We start from the raw sequence: 19,023 nt of genomic DNA on the forward strand, positions 1-19,023 counted from the left end.
CAAAAAATTCCGAATCCTTTAGTTCGCTAATATGATAATATGCTAACAAAATAAAGTGATTAAATCAATCATTTTTATTTCTCCCTATTTTCATCAACATATTCTGGAATTATTACATTCAAGTGACACCTGTGCCTTTTCTGTATGTTCGATGAAGGAACGTGCTATAATACTTAAAAATATTGAATAACACAGGAGATTAACAGTGAAGTTCATCAATACATTCATCTTAACTTTGTTGTGCGCATGTCTTGTTTATTTCGGCTTTATATACGTTTCACAAATCGATCAAGTCAAGAAAACAGCTTCGCCGCAAAAAGCAGAAAAAGAAAACGATACGGCACTTGCGGCTGAAGAAACTCGTTCAACGAAAAAAGCAGAAACCACACATCATTCATTAAAAGGAAGCAAAAAAGCCATGGACGTCATTCTCTACAATCAAATGGATGCGCCAAAGCTTTATAACGGATGCGAAGTCACGAGCTTAGCGATGCTGCTTCATTACAGCGGCTATGAGCAAGTAACGAAAAACGCATTGGCAAATGAAATCAAACGTGTTCCGATCAATTATGAAAATGGCTTAAAAGGAGACCCTCATGACGGGTTTGTAGGCGATATGGAGAATGGACCGGGTCTTGGTGTTTACCATGAACCGATTTATCAGCTTGCGAAAAAATATGCGGGCGATCAAGTAGTCGATTTAACCGGAAAGCCTGTTAAAAAGGCCATCTATCAGTCACTTGAAAAGGGTTATCCTGTTTGGGTGATTACGACATCCACCTTTGACAAAACAGATAACATCGAAACTTGGAATACACCAAATGGCAAAATAGATGTAAGCTTTAATATGCATAGCGTTGTCATCACAGGCTATGACAAGGAGCATGTCTACTTGAATAACCCCTATGGAGAAAAGAATCAAAAAGTCGACCGTGATCAATTTGAAGATTCTTGGGAACAGATGGGCAGTCAGGCGATTATCATTAAAGCGTAAAAAAACAACCTCTATTCACGTAGAGGTTGTTTTTATTGCTTCATTTTCCTAGTAATTCCTTCAGGCGGTCTTCAAGCTTTTCAGCTGTCATCGCACCTCCGCCCAGGCTGAAGTATTCATCCCCTCTTTTTAATAAAAGTGTAGGATAGCCGTTCACATGAAGTTGATGAACCTTGGCAAAGTCGGCATACGCATCATTCATCGCTTCTTTTGTTTTCATGCGTTCTATGACTGCGTCAGGATCAAGATGATGCGCCAAAGCGATCTCCCGATACGTTTCTTCATCACTCAGGCTTTTTCCGTCTTGATAAAAAGCCTTTTGCATCGATGAAGCCAAGGACAATGCGTGCTCAGGTGCGATGGATCTTAATGCAGAAAAACCAATGGCCGCAGCCTCAGAGTCTAAAAGAAACGTTCCGTTTGCTAACAGCTTCTGATAACGTTCACCAAACTCGACACCAGTCAGCTGACTAATACGCTGATTTGCTTCTGGAATGTGTGGATAATCCTTTATTGGAAGACTTCTTTCTCCTACAAATAAACCACCAGACACAAGTGTTAATGATATTTCCGGATGATTTTCATGCAAAGTGCGGATACTGTTTGAAAATCCATAACACCAGCCACAATACGCATCCCATACATAGATGAAAGACAATTCTTGCTCATTCATACGTTAGACTCCCTATTTATCATTTTTAGACGGCCATGAAACTGCTTATTCAGCTTCAGATACGACGGTAAAACGTTCTCCAACATGGGCTGCCTGCTCCACTTCATCAACAAGTGCAATGGCGTAGTCAGCATAGCTCACATAGCTGTCACCTTTAGAATTGACAATCAGATGGTCTTTCCCTTTCACGTAAGAACCTGTACGTTTGCCAGCTGGATTAAAGAATGCAGCTGGGCTGAGGAAGGTCCATTTTAATCCCTCTGTCTGTTGAAGATCTTTTAGGTTTTCTCCTTGCTGTGAAGCCGTAGCAACAAATTCTTTAGGAAACTCTGGTGTGTCCACTAGTCTTGTTGTTTTCGCCTCATCTACAAATAGACTTCCTGCTCCGCCCACAACGATCAAACGAGTCTCAGGTGCCTCTTTTAAAATATCGATCAGCTTTTTCCCAGCTTCTACGTGAAGATGCTCTTTTCCAGCAGGTGCGCCAAATGCATTTACAATCACATCAAAGCCTTTGATGTCTTCTGCTTGCAAGTGAAACACATCCTTCTCAAGAACAGCTAGAGATGAATCTGTCACCTTTTGTGCATCACGGACGATTGCCGTTACTTCATGTCCTCTTGATTGAGCCTCTTTCACAATTTCTTGTCCTGCTTTACCTGTTGCGCCAATAATTCCAATTTTCATGTTAACTCCTCCTGCAATATGATTTTATGTTGATAAAGAAAGGTGTAACTAATACGGTTACAACAGAGGTAAAAAAAATTGAATTGATCATCCAATTTTTTTGATTAGCACATGCGTTAGTTCACTTAATTTGATCTCAGCAAGTACTTGCTCCATCGCACTTTGAGCGCGGCATAAAATTAATTCAAGCACCGCTTGAATATTTGCACCGATCGGACAGTCAGGATTTGGGCTTTCATGAATTTGAAACAATTCTCCCTCATCCACAACTTCAACCGCTTTATACACATCGAGCAGTGTGATGTCGTCTTCACTGCGGTTCAGCTGAGAACCACCTTTGCCAAGACTCGTTGAGATTAGACCTGCTTTTTTTAATTTACTCATAATGCGGCGGATGACCACTGGGTTTGTATTCACACTTCCCGCGATATCCTCCGATGTCTGTAATGATCCTTTTTCAAGTGATAGCAAGGCCAGAATATGGACAGCGACAGTAAATCTGCTGCTGATTTTCATGTTTTCTCACCTCTGTTGTAATCATTATAGTTACACCATGTCACATTGTCAACAAAAAAGTCTGCCGAGCTACTCAGCAGACGTAGATTGACGTGCTTCCATTTCTTCTTTCGTATAAATCAAGCGCATTGGATTTCCTCCAACAAATGAGCCTGCTGGGACATCCTTATGAACAAGTGTACCAGCCGATACGATCGCTCCATCCCCAATGGTCACACCAGGTAAAATAGTTGAATTAGCTCCAATTAAGACTTCATCACCAATATAGACTTCCCCAAGTCGGTACTCTTTAATCAAATACTCATGGGACAAGATGGTTGTGTTATAGCCGATCACACTATTTCGACCGACAGTGATTTTCTCAGGAAACATCAGATCAACCATCACCATTAAGGCGAACGCCGTATCCTCGCCGACCTTCATACGAAGAAAGGTTCGGTAAATCCAATTTTTCATTCCCATAAAAGGCGTGTACCTTGCCATTTGAATAAAAATGAAGTTTTTCACCACTTTGAAAAAGGAAACTGTCCGATAGACTTGCCGCAGCGAATTGACCCCTTTTACAGGATAACGATCTGTTTTTCTCAACTTAATCAGCTCCAACAATCGCCAGGAGATCACTCATTTTCTTCAGCATGAAATCAGGGCGATGCTTTAAAAGGGCCTCTTCTCCCTTAATCGACCAAGCAACACCTGCCGTCTTTGTCCCTGCCGCTTGACCAGACAAAATGTCGTGATAATTATCACCGACCATCACCGCTTCATGCGGATCACTGCCGAGCTTTGATAATGCCAGCTGAACAGGCTCCGGATGCGGCTTCTCATTTTGGACATCATCGAGCGTCACAATGACCTCAAAGAACGGCTCTAAACCGGTCAGCTTCAATCCCATTAAAACCGTATCCCGTATCTTCGTTGTGACAATACCGAGCTTAAATCCTCGATCCTGCAGGACTTTCAATGTGTCGATAACGGTCTCATATTCAGTCACAAGCAGATCATGCTGCTTATGATTAAACGTGCGGTACATCTGAATCATGTCATCTGTCAAATCAGGATCCATCGCAGAAAATGTATCAAACAAGGACGGACCAATGAAATGAAGAATATCCTCACGGCTGTACTGACCAGGATAATAATGATCCAGCGTATGCTGAAATGAAGCAATAATTAATTCATTTGTATTGATTAATGTGCCATCTAAATCAAATAGCACTGTGTTGATCGTTGATTCGTTCATATGGCTTCCTTTCTAACAGCTGTATGTTCCCGCTTCCGCCAAATATAGCTAATGACAGCTGTCAATAAAATTGCAGAAATCAGACGGATGACAAGAAGCGGCCATACCGGAATACCAAGTGGAATAAAAACCAGCGTATCTTCGACCACCGCATGGCAGGCAACAAGGAAAATAAAAGCAAGGGTTAAGTCCTTTTTACTCACACCGTCCTCTTCCACTGCCTTCATCATCACACCGGCTCCATAAGCGAGACCAATCGTTAATCCAGCCACCATCGTCATAGACGTATTTTCTTTCATTCCAAGCATTCTAGTAAAAGGTGACAGCCACTTAGACAGTGTATGGAGCCAACCTAAATCTCTCATGAATTGAATGATGATCATGAGCGGGATAACGATACAGGCAAGCTGCAGCACACCGAGTACTGCTTTTTGTAAAGCAAGAAGGACGATCATGTACCAGCTGGAAGGCACATCAGCCGCCTGAGCTGCACTAAGCAGTCCATATTGCGCCGGCTCCTCGCCTCCCTGCCAAACGAGATGAATGACAATAGCAGAAATAACAGCAAGACTGATTCTGACCAGCAAAATCACAGATACCCTCAGTCCAACCTTTGCTGCCACTGTTGATTCGATGATCAAGTTATGGCAAAAGGACAGCATCACTGCCAAAATAAACACTTCCTTCACAGGAAGCTCTAATGTCAAAATGGCTGCAATTCCCGCATACAAATTCAGCATGTTTCCTAATACAAGCGGAATCGCTGCTTCCCCCGAAAGACCAAACAGCCCCATAAATGGCTGAATGAATCGGATGATCCAATCCATGACAGGCGTATGCTGCAAGATACTGACGAGAATGGTCACTGGAAAGATGACTTTACCAAGTGTCCAAGTTGTCGACAGCCCTGCTTTCAAGCCGTTTTTCCATGTCTCTCCCATCTTCTTCTGATCCCCCCTGCTTAATTCGATGAGTTGTTCTCTTTATACGGAATCGATGCGTATCCTTTCATTCTTCTAAAGAAAATCAGTAGAACAGCCACTACGAATATCGCAATCGAAATCATCTGTGCGATTCGAAGATGCTCTGTCAGCATTAAGCTGTCTGTTCTCATCCCTTCAATGAAGAAACGGCCGATGGAATACCAAATTAAATAAGACAAGAAGATTTCGCCTCTGCGCAGCGAAGTTCTGCGTAATAAAATCAAGATGACAACACCAACAAGATTCCATAATGATTCGTATAAGAACGTCGGGTGATAATAGGTACCATCAATATACATTTGATTAATGATAAACTCAGGCAGATGCAAATTTTCTAAAAAGGTTCTTGAAACCGCCTCACCGTGTGCTTCTTGATTAATAAAGTTCCCCCAGCGTCCAATTGCCTGCCCTAGTAAAATACTAGGTGCTGCGACGTCAGCTATTTTCCAAAAGGATATCTTTCTCACTTTTGTAAAAATGATGGCTGTCAGCACGGCACCGATCAGCCCGCCGTGAATCGCAATTCCACCATTCCAAATCTTAATGATTTCGTTTGGGTGCTGCTGATAGTAATCCCATTCAAAGGATACATAATAAATTCGGGCACAAATAATCGCTATTGGAATGGCAAATAAGATTAAGTCAATGAACGTATCTTTATTGATTCCTCTTTTTTCACATTCTCTCAAGGCGAGCCAAAGTCCAAGCAAGGCCCCGACCCCAATAATCACACCATACCAATGAACCGAAATAGGTCCGAGGTGAAAAGCAATCGGATCAATTGGCTGAATTGCTTCGTTCATATAGTCAACTCCTATTCATCCTGGCCATTGTCTTCAATGACATCGGCAAGTTTACTTGTAAATTGTTCCGCTGCATTATGTCCCATACGTTTCAGCCTGAAGTTCATCGCAGCCACCTCAATGATGACCGCTAAGTTTCGTCCTGGCCGCACAGGGATCGTCAGCTTCGGCACATCTGTATCGATAATGCGCATTTTCTCTTCTTCCAGTCCTAAACGATCATACTGTTTGCCTTGTTCCCAAAGCTCAAGGTTCATTACAATCGTAATTCTCTTATAGCTTCTGACAGCGCCTGCTCCAAATAAGGTCATTACATTAATAATGCCTAACCCGCGGATTTCTAAAAGATGTTCAATCAGCTCAGGTGCGCTCCCGACTAACGTATCCTGATCCTCTTGACGAATTTCCACGCAATCGTCTGCGACCAGCCGATGTCCTCTCTTCACTAATTCTAAGGCTGTTTCACTTTTTCCTACTCCGCTTTTCCCAATTAACAACACACCTACACCATATACATCTACGAGCACACCATGAATGGCAGTCGTTGGTGCAAGCTTACTTTCTAAAAAGTTGGTCAATCGACTGGAAAGTCTTGTCGTTTTTAGACTAGATCGTAAAACAGGCACGCCATTTTCATTTGATGCTTCGATTAATTCCTTCGGGACATCACGATCTCGTGACAAAATAATGGCAGGGGTAATATCTGTACAAAGAGACATCATTCTCTGCTTTCGTTCGCGTTCTGGGAGCTGTTCAAAAAAAGAAAGCTCAGTTTTCCCTAAAAGTTGAACTCTTTCTTTTGGGTAATATGTAAAATAACCAGCCATTTCAATACCTGGTCTGGAAAGATCACTGATTGTAATGGGACGATTAATCCCTTCTTCCCCACTTACCAGTTCAAGATGAAATTGTTCCATTATGTCCTTCGTACGAACTTTCGGCACGTTTCTTCCTCCTTTTATCACAGGCGATTCAGAAATACAGCTCTATTTTATCACTTTCAATGATGAACCCAAAACAGTATTTTATCCTGTTCCTGTTTCCCTGCCCTAACTGGTATAGACAACTATACTTAAAAAGAGTAAACTTAAATGAAAGATAACGAATAAGGGGGCTCAAACATGAGCGGTTCTTTATTGCTCTCCAACATTCATATTGTGACAAAGACAAAGGTCATTGAAAACGGTTTTGTCGGTTTACGCGATGGCAAGATTGACTATATTTCAACATCACCACCGACAGGAAATTATGAAAAAGTATATATTTCCCGGGAAAACTTTTATTTACTCCCCGGAATGATTGATATTCACATCCATGGCGGATACGGTGCAGACATGATGGATGCGACGGCAGAAGCGATGAATACACTCGCTGACAACCTTCCATCCGAAGGAACGACAAGTTTTTTAGCGACAACCATCACACAAAACCATCATGAGATTGAGCATGCACTTAAAAATGTCGCTCAGTGGAAACAAAGTAATGAAGCACAAGCAGGAAATCAGGCACAATGTATAGGAATCCACCTCGAAGGTCCATTTATTTCTAAAGATAAGGCAGGAGCACAGCCTGTTCAATGGATTAAACAGCCGGACATCCCGCTTTTTAAAAAATGGCTGGATGCTTCTGATCAGCTCATTCGAATTGTCACGTTTGCACCTGAGGAAGACACAGATTTTGCATTTCTTTCTCTATTACAGGAAAAGAACATTATCCCTTCTATTGGACATACGAATGCCCATCATGACATGATCAATTTAGCCGCTAAGCATGGTGCACGCCATGTAACGCATCTTTATAACGCAATAAGTTCGTTTCAGCACCGTGAACCGAACGCTGTAGGTGCTGCTCTTACGAACGAGAATCTTCATACTGAGCTGATCACAGATGGGATTCACTCCCATCCTCTTTCCATCAAGCTTGCGTATTTGGCAAAAGGAAGTGATCGTTTAATCATGATCACAGACTCGATGCGTGCAAAAGGGCTTGGGAATGGAACGTATGAATTTGGCGGTCAGACGGTCACAGTCAGCGGCGAAAAAGCATTGCTGGACGATGGTACACTTGCAGGATCGATTTTGCGAATGAAAGATGGCGTCAAACGGATGAAACAGCTCACTGATTGTGATTGGACAGAGATTGCGAAGATGACCTCAACCAATGCGGCCGCTCAGCTGGGACTTGATCAACAGCTCGGTTCCATCGAAGTTGGAAAGCTAGCAGATCTGGTGATTTGGGATGAATCTGGTGAACTGATGATGACGATCTGCCGTGGACAAATCGTCTTTGAAAAAAAGGAGGCCAACCACTAATGAACATCATCGAATTTGAAAGCAAAGATCAATTAGGAAAAGAAGCAGCTGCCATTATTGCAAGGACAATAGCTGCTAAACCTGATGCCGTACTCGGCCTAGCAACGGGCGGTACACCTATTGAAACTTACAAAGAGTTAATTCAACTTCATCAAGCGCGTCAATTGTCTTTCAAGCAAACAAAAACAATCAATTTAGATGAATATGCAGGACTTGATCCAGAACACGAAAATAGTTATATGACCTACATGAAACGTCATTTATTTGACCATATTGATCTCCCTCACGATCAGTATTTTCTTCCAAATGGCAATGCAGCTCATTTAGAAAAGGAATGCTTAAGATATGACCAGCTCATTGAGGATGTAGGCGGCATCGATCTTCAGCTCCTTGGAATCGGTCAAAATGGGCATATCGGTTTTAACGAACCTGGTACCCCTTTCAACTCAAAAACTCATGTCGTGCAGTTAGATGAAAACACGAGACAGGCTAACGCAAGATACTTTTCTTCTATTGATGAGGTACCTACACATGCCATCACAATGGGAATTGCGAGCATTCTTTCAAGTAAAAAGATTCTCCTTCTTGCTTCGGGAAAATCAAAAGCGAAAGTGATACAATATTTAGAACAGGCAGAGATTCATCCGGACTTCCCAGCGTCTGCACTGAAACTTCATGAAGATGTAACGGTCTTGATTGATCGAGAAGCTGGATCACTACGCTAAAAACGAGAGGATTTTCACATGTTTATTGATAAGCAGTCACCTATTCCGATGTACCATCAGATTATGGAGAACCTGAAAAAACAGATTGAGGATGGAACATTAGCACCTGATACACTCATTCCTTCTGAAAGAGAATATGCCGAACGCTTTGGTATTAGTCGAATGACTGTCAGACAAGCCTTATCGAATCTTGTGAACGAAGGATATTTGTATCGACAAAAAGGAAAAGGCACCTTTGTAAGCCGAAAAAAATTTGAACAGCCGCTTCAAGGCTTAACAAGCTTTTCAGAGGATATGCGCCAGCGAGGGCTCAAAGCATCAAGCCAGCTGATTGACTTTAAAAAAACCGCATGTCCAGAGCACTTGCTGCCAGTCTTACACCTGTCAAATCGTGATGCTGTATTTGAGCTAAAACGAATACGCCTTGCAAATGATGAACCGATGGCGATTGAAACGAGCTATATACCTGAAAGATTTGCCGGAGATTTAACAAAGGAACACTTAACTGGCTCTTTATATGAATATATAGAAACTCACACTGGCCAAGTTATTGCTCATGCCAAACAGGAGCTTGAAGCCAATGTTGCCTCAAAGGAAGAAGCAAACTTGCTGTCTATTTCAGCAGGCGATCCTGTGCTGTCAATAACAAGAACGACTTTTTTTCAACAAGACATTCCATTTGAGTATGTCGTTTCTGTTTATAGAGGGGATCGTTATAAGCTCATTCATACAATGGAAAGATAAACAGTGCCCCTGACACGGAGCACTGTTTTTTTATTTCCTAAGAAATTTTGTTTCGCCATCATTTTTTGTATGAATTTTCCATATTGGTGAAATGGCTTTTCCTTGAAAACGATCTTTTGCTACAGTGTACCAATAATAATCTTCATTTGGCTTTAAGCCCTTCCACTCAAAGCTTGCTTTTTTGCCGCTTTTTACACCGCGCGCTTCTCCTAGAAGAACATTCGTATACACATTGAGTTCAAAATAATTGGTTTTGACAGATTTCATTTTCGGTGTCAAATCTACATCGATTGAAAATTCATCCTGATCTCCATACGTTTTAGGATCATAAAAATGCTCTTGATTCAAGTAAGGAGAGTATGTCGTAAAATGAAGTTGATTTTTTTCTTGATCGGCTGTTATGACCCTCATAAACCCTTGACCACCTTCAGGTCCTGACTGATAATCGGCGAGTATTTGATATACTTTCCTGTCGACTTTTCCATCATGGTCATCATCAAGCTCATCTACTTTCCTGCTTGCTCCATGGTAATGGCCGCTAAATACGGCCACAATATTAGGATGGCGTTTCACCACTTGGTGGAAGATGAGGTCGCCAATCGGACTCCGGTTGCCGCTCACTAACAAATACTCATGGAAATTTAAAATGACGATACGATCTGGATGCTCAGAAATTACACGGTTTAACCAATCAATTTCATCTTGCTTAATCCCCCAGCCCATGTACACCATCATATAATCATTGCCGCCGGCAGAGATGAGATCATAATGACCTTTATTGTTTCGATAGGATTCACCATAGTAAGGCTTATCAGCAAAGCGTTTTTCCCCGAAATATTTCCCGTATTCCGCATATAAACCGTCCTTGTGTCTAACATCATGATTTCCTGCTAAAACCCCATAGGGAATGTGATTCTGATCCAATACACGCATAAATGTATCAGCACGGTGCCATTGCTTATCCTTTGAATCATCCACAATATCGCCTGTGTGGAACACATATTGAATGTTTAATTTTTCTCTTTGATCTCTGATCCATTCAACCATTTGTTTAAAGATATGAGGATAGCTCTTTGCATAATATTGAGTGTCAGACATCCATACCATCTTATATGGCTTTTGCGATTTGCTGATTTCATCCTGTACTAGCAAATCAAACGTTTGATTCTTCATGTACTGTCTCACTGACAGCAGCCCTTTCAGGTAAAATTCCTTTTGATCCTTGGCAAAATGATGAGTGATCTTATCCCACTTTTCCTGCTGGTGATTCCACGCGTACATTGTCACCTTTCTCCCTGACAATGAACTCCCTTTCCATACAGCTTCGACGACATCCTTTTCACGTACATCATGATGAACCTTAATTTGAAAACGATGATAAGGAAAACGCTGTAAATCCTTCGTTTCAACTGACTTCCCATCAACAAATGCAATGCGGTTCCTTTCTTGATCAGAAAAAATCATTTCTCCTTTTTGGAGATAACTCTTAGGCGGTTCTGTCTCTGCTGCATACTTAAAAATCTTCATTGAAGGATGCAGCGATGTATATTGATAGGCACGATAAAAAGAGTAATCTAACTTATCATTCGTTGGATCCTTTGTTAGCACAGTTTGTTTTGATGATTTCATTTTTGTCTTATCTGCCACCCGCTCTGGTGTTTCAGGATGCTCATGTACCGTCTTGAACTCTTTTTTTAACGTCGACATGTTCCCGGCAGCGTCTTTTGCTTTGATCGTAAACGTGTGCTTCCCAGGCTTTAATTCACTAGAGGACGTCTGATATGGCAAAGAAACTGGTTTGCCATCTACATATGCCTTCAACTCCTCTATGTCACTCCAGCGATCCGTTACTTTTGCTTTTAATGTAAAGGCGCCTTTATATTGATCCTTTGCTTGTACGTTGGTCTTAATTCTCGGCCCAGTGTTATCAACTTTCACACGTACTGAAGCGTGCTCGTCTGAGGTTTTGGCCTCAATTAGGTGCGGCCCTTCTTTCAGCCTTTTTGTGTCCCACTTTATATAGGTTGAGACATACGCCTCTTTTGGAATCTCAAATTGAAACGTTCTCACCTTTTTTGCGTTCCCGCTGTCTCCCATTCTCCATTCTTTTAGCGGCTTCGCATTGATTGGCGGAATTTGTGTTCCATTTGATAAGATCATCCTGACGTTTTTCAATTCAAAATCATCATGATTCTCTCCAGGCAGCCGGTCCATCGGAGAAGACTTTGTGCCAGCGTGGAAAGAGATCGTTTGGAGACCTGCCTTTTTTATCTCTTCTTCGGGTATTGGCATTGTATAGGTACGGTACACTTTTGTCGAATCATCAAAAATAGAAAGTAAACGCCTACCTATAGACACACCATTTTTAAAATATAAATTTGTTCCTTTGACATCAAATGCGATATATGGATCTGCTTCAAGGGCAGAGGATACTTGCTGATTCCGTTTTCCATCTATCCGCAATTCGATGCTTTTTTTCTGATCAGACGTTGCCTTTAATGAAAATAAACCTGATACCGTATCTCCCTCTTCTACATTGAATCGCAGACCGTGGGCTTTGCTGACCTGCTCCACATCAATCGTTTTTTTCAACGTCTTGGCTTCATTTCCGCCGTCTGACGCTTCAAGCTGATATTCCAATTGTTCTTTCCCAATCAACTCAGGTGAATAAATAATATGATGAAATAACCGGTCATTATGGTCTTTTTGCAGCAGGATTTCCTTGAACGCATCTTTTCGATTCGTTCGATAGCGCAGCTTGACGGTTTTTACAGCCTGATCATCTTGGACATCTGCCTTAATCTCTACACTTTCAGTTGGTTTCACCGGCTTCCTTACCGTCATATCTTCAATCACAGGTTTATGGATATCTTGAGAAATTTCCTTTTTCTCAGATGGAATTTGTGCTTTTAGTACTTTACCTGGAGTGGGTTCTTCCTCAATTTTCGAAATCAGCTTCGTCTGCGTCGTACCATCCATTGGATACTTGAACAGCAAGGATTTATGCTCGCTAAACCATGGTGGCTTCAAACGAAAAGCGGCAGAAGAAATTTCTTCACCTATATTTGTTGTGATCGAAACAAGACGAGATTTAGAGTTGGACAGCCCTTTGCTCTCAATAATGGACAAATGCTCGCCCTCTTTTAATTGGCTTTTATACATGGCATTAAAGTCCGCTGCCGTTAAATGCTCCTGCCCTTTTTTTCTCAGCCAGAATACATAAGGTTTTCCAGGTGAAATGGTGACTGGATTTGTGTGAAAGGAATATACATCATCCATTTCAATGCCCTGTGCAGGATTGCGGTAGCGGAGCTGATAATGTTTAAGAGAGATAGGCGCATGTGTCGTGTTATACACTTCGATAAACTCAAAAGCATCTTTGCCTTTTCGGTTTTTTGAATTGACGACAATTTCTGTGATGAATAAATCCGGAATATGTGAAAGATCTTCTTCAAATCCATTTAAATGAACCGATTTCTCTGCCGTTTTGATTACTGATTTTTGCGTAAGGAACTCTGTATAGTAACGAACGGTTGGATTCCATAATTGATCTGGCGGAATTTTCGCTGTAAATTCTGGCTTCATCCCTGGCAGCCGGTCCATTGGAATCAAGCGGTACCCCAGTTCATCACTTTGTTTATAATACAAGTTCGCAGACAAAATCTGTTCTTGGTCACTAATGGACGCACGAAACTGTAGATCATGGCTTTTTCCTAGAACCGGGCGGACGTCCACATGAAATTGGTCAAAGATAAAAGGCGAAAAAGGCTTGTCCGGTACATTCACTTCTGTTTGAAGAAAAGGTCCTGCTGAAGCAGGCTGACTGAAACAAAAAAGAATGATAAAAAAACATAAAAGCATGATTTGTCTGCTCACGTTCACCATCTTGCACCGCCTCCCTTCGGATATTGTGTCTCCTGAAGGTCGTTTTTATGTCAGATGGAACAGAGAAACGATGCAAATTTGCACAAAAAAACCGTTAGCTTTTTTTCGCTAACGGCTCTACAATTCCTTTTTGTATCAACAGATGGAAAATGGATAAAATGACAGCCATCCAAATGGCCGTTCCGAATCCATCAATGTTAAAGCTATCTCCCATAAAGCTCGATGTCATCATGAGTGTAATCGCATTGATGACAAATAAGAACAATCCTAGTGAAAGAACGGTCACTGGAAGCGTTAAAATGATCAAAAACGGCTTCACTAAAATATTGAGCAAGGACAAAATGATACTTGCCACAATGGCTGCACCAAAACCTTCAATATACACGCTCCCGAGCCCAGGCAGAATGCCCGAATCAAAATATCCAGCAATGACGATTAAAAGTAATGCATTTACTAAAATACTGACGATCCATCTAAGCATTTATTTAGTGCCTTCTTCCGGAACAACAAAATACCAGATGAAGTAGATCAGGAAGATCGGCATAAATGCTGTCAAAAATCCGATGATGACGGTTAAAATGCGAAGCAGCGATGCATCAACACTTAAATATTCCGCAAGTCCACCAACAACACCCGCTATTTTTTTATCTGTTGCTGAACGATAAAGCTTCTTCATGTAGAATCACTCCTTGTCTGATTGGTGCTTTACTTGTATTGAGCCTGTTTTTGTTTCTGCAAAAATGGATATACTGTGCACCGCTTGTTGATTGGCTTTGATCATTTTCTCTTTTTGTAATGTTTCATTTTTTTCTTTAATCATCTCTGCATCAAGTAAATCGTGAGAGATAGACCCAAGATTGCTTTTCAGCTCAGCGGTCACTGCACATGCACGCGGAATCTGAACGTCCACACTGCCTGTTGTCGTTTTCGCATAGATGGAACGGCACTTTTCATCTGACAGCTGAACAGCAATATTTCCATTAAAGCTTTGAGCATCAATTGATTCACTTTTCCCGCGCAGGTCTATGAGCCCATTGATGGTTTCTACTTCAATCATACCACACTCATGATCTGCCAGTTTGATTTGTCCATTTGCTGTTTCTATTCCGACTTTTTCTGCATGTAACGAAGCAAAAGAGACAACACCATTAGTCGTTTTCGCGGCAAGTTCTTTTGTCTTTAGCTTTTCCCCGCGAATCGGTCCATTAAACAGCTTGACCTTGATCTTATCGTATTGGATACGCGGTACGTATAATGTAACATTGACTTTCATCGTCTTCTTTTCGGTTCGAATAAAAAATTTATCTCCTTCAAGCCCGCAGTCCAATTGATTGAGAAATTGCTGTCTTGCCTGCTCTCCATCCTCTGCACGGTAAATTTTTGCATGACACTCTGCTCGAATATCTCGATCGTCCCAAGGCATCACGTTGAGGCTGCCGTTCGCCAATTGAATATCTAAATGGGAAAGCGATGCGTCCTTGAACTGAAAAATGTGCTCAACATCAACGGACTGTCCAAAGTTCAAATCAAGATCCACATCTTTTACCTTTTTCACCGCAGAGTCTAACCAGCCAAACAGCTTTGCCCCAAGATTTTCGGTGCCGTTTCCTTTGCTCTCTGCTCCAGCTTTTTCTTCATGAAAGGTGTGATCAGCCGTAGACTTTTCTAATGAAACTGACTGACCCTCTTCTAGTTTTTCCAGCAGCGTAATTGCTTCTTTTGCTGATAATACTCCGTCTTCTACTAATTTTAAAATTCGTTCTTTTTCATTCATACAAAGCCCTCCTAAGATTTGATGGATTGAAGTACTTTAATCCCTTGAATGATATTCCAAATGACAGAGATCAAAAAGCCAATGACTACTAAAAAAGACAAGATGAACACCGTCATGACTGGAATGAGCGAGTCACCTGCCTGTGTCGTCAATAAAAATGGGATAGACCCAAAAATCAACAGAATGCACGCTGCGACCGGCAAAAGATGTGACCATAATGCCCGCAATGCGTGCCGCTTCGTTTCCTTTTGATCTACTACAAAAAACGCCACGATCGGTACGATAAACGGCATAAATAATACACTAAAATAACAAATAGAAGCAATAATCGACTGATCTCTATTCATATATATTCGCTCCTTCATAACGAAAATCCCTTTCTAACTCATACGTTTATTGCGTATAAAAAGTTTCAAAATCATTCGATTTACATATGACCTTAGACACAAATTATTTCTTTTTGCACCTAAGAGTAGATTCTTCAAAGATTACCCTTTAAAATATGTTGAAAAGATGGTGATTATCATTATAGGGGGTAATTATTTTGACAGATCATCATAATTCAAAACATACGGCTCAAACGCTTTTAGACCTTATACAGAAACAGAAAAGCATGAACAGCGATATGATCAAGGAGCTTGAGACCATTCATCCGTCTCATCCAAAGTATGGTGATATCCGTTATTTAAAGGTACTGCTCGACAGCAGCAGCACCCATATTTTAAAGGATTTAACGCACCTCAGTAATTTAATGCCGAAGGAAGATGTGCAGTAAAAGAAAAACCCCTCTTATCGAGGGGTTTTCTTTATGAAGAAGTCACACTTTCCGTTTCTTTAACCAGTTGTTTCATGCGTTTACGGTCACGCTCTAAAATAGGCTTCAAGTATTGACCTGTGTAAGATGCTTCTTCTTTTGCAATGTGCTCAGGAGTGCCAGAGGCAATGATCGTTCCGCCGCCTGCACCACCTTCTGGTCCGAGATCAACGAGATAATCAGCAGCCTTGATAATATCAAGGTTGTGTTCAATGACCAACACCGTATCTCCGTTTTCAACCAAACGCTGAAGCACCTTTAATAAACGGGCAATATCATCTACATGCAGTCCTGTTGTCGGCTCGTCCAAAATATAAAGGGACCTTCCGTTTGAACGGCGGTGAAGCTCAGATGCCAATTTCACGCGCTGCGCCTCTCCTCCGGACAATGTCGTTGCAGGCTGTCCAAGTGTAATGTATCCAAGCCCCACATCATAAATCGTTTGAAGCTTCCGCTTTATTTTCGGGATATTCTCGAAAAATTGGAGTGCGTCCTCCACAGTCATTTCAAGCACATCAGCAATGTTTTTCCCTTTATATGTGACCTCGAGTGTTTCGCGGTTATAACGTTTCCCGTGACACACTTCACAAGGCACATACACATCTGGCAAAAAGTGCATTTCAATTTTAATGATGCCATCCCCGCGGCACGCCTCACAGCGGCCGCCTTTGACGTTAAAGCTGAATCTGCCTTTTTTATAGCCTCGTACCTTTGCTTCGTTTGTTTGTGCAAACACATCCCGCACATCATCAAAGACACCTGTATACGTGGCAGGGTTGGATCTTGGTGTACGGCCAATTGGAGATTGATCAATATCAATGACCTTATCCAAATGATCCATTCCTTTGATTTCTTTGTGCTGCCCTGGCTTCGCCTTCGCTCTGTGCAATTTTTGTGAAAGTGATTTTAATAGAATTTCATTCACAAGCGTACTTTTTCCTGAGCCGGATACTCCGGTCACAGCTGTAAAGACACCCAGAGGGAACTTCGCATTCACGTTTTTCAAGTTGTTTTCTTTTGCACCTTTTATCTCGATATAGCGGCCGTCAGGCTTTCTTCTCTCAATTGGCAGCGGAATAAATTTCTCACCTGATAAATATTGGCCTGTTAATGATTTCGGGTCCTTCATGACTTCTTCTGGCGTTCCAGCTGAAATCACTTCTCCTCCATGAACTCCTGCTCCAGGTCCAATATCTATTAAATAATCAGCGGCTAGCATGGTATCTTCATCATGCTCCACGACAATCAGTGTGTTCCCGATGTCACGCATATTTTTCAACGTCCCAATCAACCGGTCATTATCGCGCTGATGCAGACCAATGGATGGTTCATCTAATATATAAAGAACACCTGTCAGCCTTGAGCCGATTTGAGTTGCCAGGCGAATCCGCTGCGCCTCTCCGCCTGATAGTGTGCCAGCGGACCGGCTCAAATTCAGATAATCTAAGCCCACATTATTTAAGAAGGACAAACGCTCTTTGATTTCACGTAAAATGAGCTGGGCAATCTGCAAATCTTTCTCAGACAACTCAATTTTTTCATAGAAATCAAGGGCATCAGAGACAGACAAATCGGTGATTTCTCCGATATGCTTGCCATTGATGAGAACCGCCAGCGTTTCTTTTTTCAGACGATATCCTTTACATGTCGGACATGGCTGATTGGCCATATATTTTTCCATTTGTTCACGAATATAATCAGAGCTGGTTTCCTTATAACGCCGTTCAATATTACGAAGAACGCCTTCAAACTCAATTTCATTTTCACGTACCTGGCCAAAATCATTTTCATATTTAAAATAAATCCGTTCAGATCCGCTTCCATATAAAATTTTATCAAATAAATGCGATGGGATATCTTTCACTGGAATGTCCATGTCGATGCCATAATGTGTACAAACAGCCTCAAGAAGCTGTGGATAGTATTGCGAGCTTTGCGGCTCCCATGGTGCAATGGCATGCTGCCGTAAAGTCAGATCCTTATTAGGAATGACAAGCTCAGGGTCGACTTCCAGTTTTGAACCGAGCCCATCACAGCTCGGGCAGGCACCAAAAGGACTATTAAACGAAAACATTCTCGGCTCAAGTTCACCAATAGAGAACCCGCAATGCGGACAAGCATGATGTTCGCTGAATAACAGCTCTTCTTGTCCAATCACATCAATCATCACTCGGCCTTCGCCCAGCCGCAGCGCCGTTTCAAGGGAGTCAGACAGCCGAGCAGCAACGCCTTCCTTCACGACAATTCGATCAATGACTACTTCAATGGAATGCTTCTTGTTCTTTTCAAGCTCGATATCTTCTGAAAGATCCTCCATCTCTCCATCGACTCTCACTCGTACATAGCCCTGCTTCCGAATTTGATCAAGCACTTTCACATGTGTTCCTTTGCGGCCGGATACAACTGGCGCAAGCACTTGTAATTTCGTTCTTTCAGGATACTCTAAAATACGATCTGTCATCTGCTCAATCGTTTGTGACGTAATTTCAATTCCATGTATAGGACAAATAGGTTTTCCGACTCGAGCATACAAGAGACGCAAGTAATCATAAATTTCAGTGACAGTACCAACTGTTGATCTAGGGTTTCGGCTCGTCGTTTTCTGGTCAATACTAATCGCCGGAGAAAGACCTTCAATGGCATCTACATCCGGTTTATCCATCTGCCCAAGAAATTGGCGTGCATACGCTGAAAGAGATTCAACGTACCTGCGCTGACCTTCTGCATAAATCGTATCAAAGGCAAGCGACGATTTTCCTGAACCAGATAATCCCGTAATGACCACTAGCTGGTCACGCGGGATATTGACATCAATATTTTTAAGGTTGTGTGCTCTAGCACCTTTCACCTCTATTCGTTCCATAGCCATCAGG

General features: G+C 41.8%; 19 protein-coding genes. 5 read left to right on the plus strand and 14 right to left on the minus strand.

What is annotated here, in order from left to right:
• The first annotated feature begins 205 nt into the window (after nucleotides 1–205).
• The gene (locus MHI08_RS15880; protein ID WP_342499763.1) at nucleotides 206–994 is read left to right on the plus strand and encodes a C39 family peptidase; all 789 of its coding nucleotides are present in this window, start codon (nucleotides 206–208) and stop codon (nucleotides 992–994) included.
• Nucleotides 995–1,034: 40 nt separating this feature from the next.
• On the opposite strand, the gene MHI08_RS15885 is transcribed toward MHI08_RS15880, so the two are convergent.
• From MHI08_RS15885 to hprK, 8 genes are all read right to left on the minus strand, one after another.
• On the minus strand, nucleotides 1,035–1,667 hold the full coding sequence (locus MHI08_RS15885) for a DsbA family protein (protein ID WP_342499764.1): 633 nt from the start codon (nucleotides 1,665–1,667) through the stop codon (nucleotides 1,035–1,037).
• 45 nt (nucleotides 1,668–1,712) lie between these two features.
• Nucleotides 1,713–2,354: an NAD(P)-dependent oxidoreductase gene (locus MHI08_RS15890; protein WP_024423566.1), complete on the minus strand. Its 642-nt coding sequence runs from the start codon at nucleotides 2,352–2,354 to the stop codon at nucleotides 1,713–1,715.
• Between the two features lie 87 nt (nucleotides 2,355–2,441).
• On the minus strand, nucleotides 2,442–2,870 hold the full coding sequence (locus tag MHI08_RS15895; protein WP_024423567.1) for an Rrf2 family transcriptional regulator: 429 nt from the start codon (nucleotides 2,868–2,870) through the stop codon (nucleotides 2,442–2,444).
• 69 nt (nucleotides 2,871–2,939) lie between these two features.
• A complete protein-coding gene (locus MHI08_RS15900) occupies nucleotides 2,940–3,458 on the minus strand; it encodes an acyltransferase (RefSeq protein WP_025093997.1) in 519 nt (172 codons plus the stop codon).
• A gap of 1 nt (nucleotide 3,459) precedes the next feature.
• A complete protein-coding gene (gene ppaX, locus MHI08_RS15905) occupies nucleotides 3,460–4,110 on the minus strand; it encodes a pyrophosphatase PpaX (RefSeq protein ID WP_024423569.1) in 651 nt (216 codons plus the stop codon).
• Nucleotides 4,107–5,051: a nucleoside recognition domain-containing protein gene (locus MHI08_RS15910; RefSeq protein WP_342499765.1), complete on the minus strand. Its 945-nt coding sequence runs from the start codon at nucleotides 5,049–5,051 to the stop codon at nucleotides 4,107–4,109. Before MHI08_RS15910 ends, ppaX begins: the two co-directional genes overlap by 4 nt.
• 20 nt (nucleotides 5,052–5,071) lie before the next feature.
• A complete protein-coding gene (gene lgt / locus MHI08_RS15915; protein ID WP_056765704.1) occupies nucleotides 5,072–5,896 on the minus strand; it encodes a prolipoprotein diacylglyceryl transferase in 825 nt (274 codons plus the stop codon).
• A gap of 11 nt (nucleotides 5,897–5,907) precedes the next feature.
• Nucleotides 5,908–6,840, minus strand: coding sequence for an HPr(Ser) kinase/phosphatase (gene hprK / locus MHI08_RS15920; RefSeq protein ID WP_024423572.1), 933 nt, complete (start codon nucleotides 6,838–6,840; stop codon nucleotides 5,908–5,910).
• A gap of 177 nt (nucleotides 6,841–7,017) precedes the next feature.
• On the opposite strand from hprK, the gene nagA reads away from it, so the two are divergent.
• From nagA to MHI08_RS15935, 3 genes are read left to right on the plus strand one after another with little or no spacing between them, the layout of a single operon-like run.
• Nucleotides 7,018–8,208, plus strand: coding sequence for an N-acetylglucosamine-6-phosphate deacetylase (nagA, locus tag MHI08_RS15925; protein WP_025093993.1), 1,191 nt, complete (start codon nucleotides 7,018–7,020; stop codon nucleotides 8,206–8,208).
• Nucleotides 8,208–8,933 (plus strand): glucosamine-6-phosphate deaminase, encoded by a 726-nt coding sequence (gene nagB / locus MHI08_RS15930; RefSeq protein WP_025093992.1) that lies wholly within the window; start codon nucleotides 8,208–8,210, stop codon nucleotides 8,931–8,933. The genes nagA and nagB overlap by 1 nt, the downstream gene beginning before the upstream one ends.
• Before the next feature lie 18 nt (nucleotides 8,934–8,951).
• Nucleotides 8,952–9,677, plus strand: a complete 726-nt coding sequence (locus MHI08_RS15935) for a GntR family transcriptional regulator (protein ID WP_212051191.1) — start codon at nucleotides 8,952–8,954, stop codon at nucleotides 9,675–9,677.
• Nucleotides 9,678–9,707: 30 nt separating this feature from the next.
• Here the strand turns inward: MHI08_RS15935 and MHI08_RS15940 are convergent, their stop codons facing one another.
• The 5 genes from MHI08_RS15940 to MHI08_RS15960 form a co-directional block, all read right to left on the minus strand.
• Entirely contained in the window at nucleotides 9,708–13,562 is a 3,855-nt protein-coding gene (locus MHI08_RS15940) for a metallophosphoesterase (RefSeq protein WP_342499766.1), read from the minus strand.
• 94 nt (nucleotides 13,563–13,656) lie between these two features.
• On the minus strand, nucleotides 13,657–14,043 hold the full coding sequence (locus MHI08_RS15945) for a phage holin family protein (protein WP_024423577.1): 387 nt from the start codon (nucleotides 14,041–14,043) through the stop codon (nucleotides 13,657–13,659).
• Nucleotides 14,044–14,238 carry a PspC domain-containing protein gene (locus MHI08_RS15950; protein ID WP_024423578.1) on the minus strand — a complete coding sequence of 65 codons (195 nt, stop codon included), beginning with the start codon at nucleotides 14,236–14,238 and terminating at the stop codon, nucleotides 14,044–14,046. It lies immediately after the preceding gene.
• Between the two features lie 6 nt (nucleotides 14,239–14,244).
• The gene (locus MHI08_RS15955) at nucleotides 14,245–15,336 is read right to left on the minus strand and encodes a DUF4097 domain-containing protein (protein ID WP_268479048.1); all 1,092 of its coding nucleotides are present in this window, start codon (nucleotides 15,334–15,336) and stop codon (nucleotides 14,245–14,247) included.
• Between the two features lie 11 nt (nucleotides 15,337–15,347).
• Nucleotides 15,348–15,683: a hypothetical protein gene (locus tag MHI08_RS15960; protein ID WP_024427655.1), complete on the minus strand. Its 336-nt coding sequence runs from the start codon at nucleotides 15,681–15,683 to the stop codon at nucleotides 15,348–15,350.
• Between the two features lie 197 nt (nucleotides 15,684–15,880).
• Here MHI08_RS15960 and MHI08_RS15965 point away from each other — a divergent pair, with 197 nt between their 5' ends.
• Nucleotides 15,881–16,111 (plus strand): hypothetical protein, encoded by a 231-nt coding sequence (locus tag MHI08_RS15965; RefSeq protein WP_024427654.1) that lies wholly within the window; start codon nucleotides 15,881–15,883, stop codon nucleotides 16,109–16,111.
• Nucleotides 16,112–16,142: 31 nt separating this feature from the next.
• Here the strand turns inward: MHI08_RS15965 and uvrA are convergent, their stop codons facing one another.
• Nucleotides 16,143–19,019 carry an excinuclease ABC subunit UvrA gene (gene uvrA / locus MHI08_RS15970; RefSeq protein WP_034623782.1) on the minus strand — a complete coding sequence of 959 codons (2,877 nt, stop codon included), beginning with the start codon at nucleotides 19,017–19,019 and terminating at the stop codon, nucleotides 16,143–16,145.
• Nucleotides 19,020–19,023 lie beyond the last annotated feature (4 nt).

Source organism: Bacillus sp. FSL M7-0791, from assembly GCF_038627085.1.
Taxonomy (GTDB): Bacteria; Bacillota; Bacilli; order Bacillales; family Bacillaceae; genus Bacillus; species Bacillus safensis.

Coding starts and splice junctions, on each gene's coding strand:
- MHI08_RS15885 (WP_342499764.1), bottom strand. CDS start 1,667: ATGAATGAGCAAGAATTGTCTTTCATCTATGTATGGGATGCGTATTGT.
- MHI08_RS15890 (WP_024423566.1), bottom strand. CDS start 2,354: ATGAAAATTGGAATTATTGGCGCAACAGGTAAAGCAGGACAAGAAATT.
- MHI08_RS15895 (WP_024423567.1), bottom strand. CDS start 2,870: ATGAAAATCAGCAGCAGATTTACTGTCGCTGTCCATATTCTGGCCTTG.
- ppaX (WP_024423569.1), bottom strand. CDS start 4,110: ATGAACGAATCAACGATCAACACAGTGCTATTTGATTTAGATGGCACA.
- MHI08_RS15910 (WP_342499765.1), bottom strand. CDS start 5,051: ATGGGAGAGACATGGAAAAACGGCTTGAAAGCAGGGCTGTCGACAACT.
- lgt (WP_056765704.1), bottom strand. CDS start 5,896: ATGAACGAAGCAATTCAGCCAATTGATCCGATTGCTTTTCACCTCGGA.
- nagA (WP_025093993.1), top strand. CDS start 7,018: ATGAGCGGTTCTTTATTGCTCTCCAACATTCATATTGTGACAAAGACA.
- nagB (WP_025093992.1), top strand. CDS start 8,208: ATGAACATCATCGAATTTGAAAGCAAAGATCAATTAGGAAAAGAAGCA.
- MHI08_RS15935 (WP_212051191.1), top strand. CDS start 8,952: ATGTTTATTGATAAGCAGTCACCTATTCCGATGTACCATCAGATTATG.
- MHI08_RS15940 (WP_342499766.1), bottom strand. CDS start 13,562: ATGGTGAACGTGAGCAGACAAATCATGCTTTTATGTTTTTTTATCATT.
- MHI08_RS15945 (WP_024423577.1), bottom strand. CDS start 14,043: ATGCTTAGATGGATCGTCAGTATTTTAGTAAATGCATTACTTTTAATC.
- MHI08_RS15950 (WP_024423578.1), bottom strand. CDS start 14,238: ATGAAGAAGCTTTATCGTTCAGCAACAGATAAAAAAATAGCGGGTGTT.
- MHI08_RS15955 (WP_268479048.1), bottom strand. CDS start 15,336: ATGAATGAAAAAGAACGAATTTTAAAATTAGTAGAAGACGGAGTATTA.
- MHI08_RS15960 (WP_024427655.1), bottom strand. CDS start 15,683: ATGAATAGAGATCAGTCGATTATTGCTTCTATTTGTTATTTTAGTGTA.
- uvrA (WP_034623782.1), bottom strand. CDS start 19,019: ATGGCTATGGAACGAATAGAGGTGAAAGGTGCTAGAGCACACAACCTT.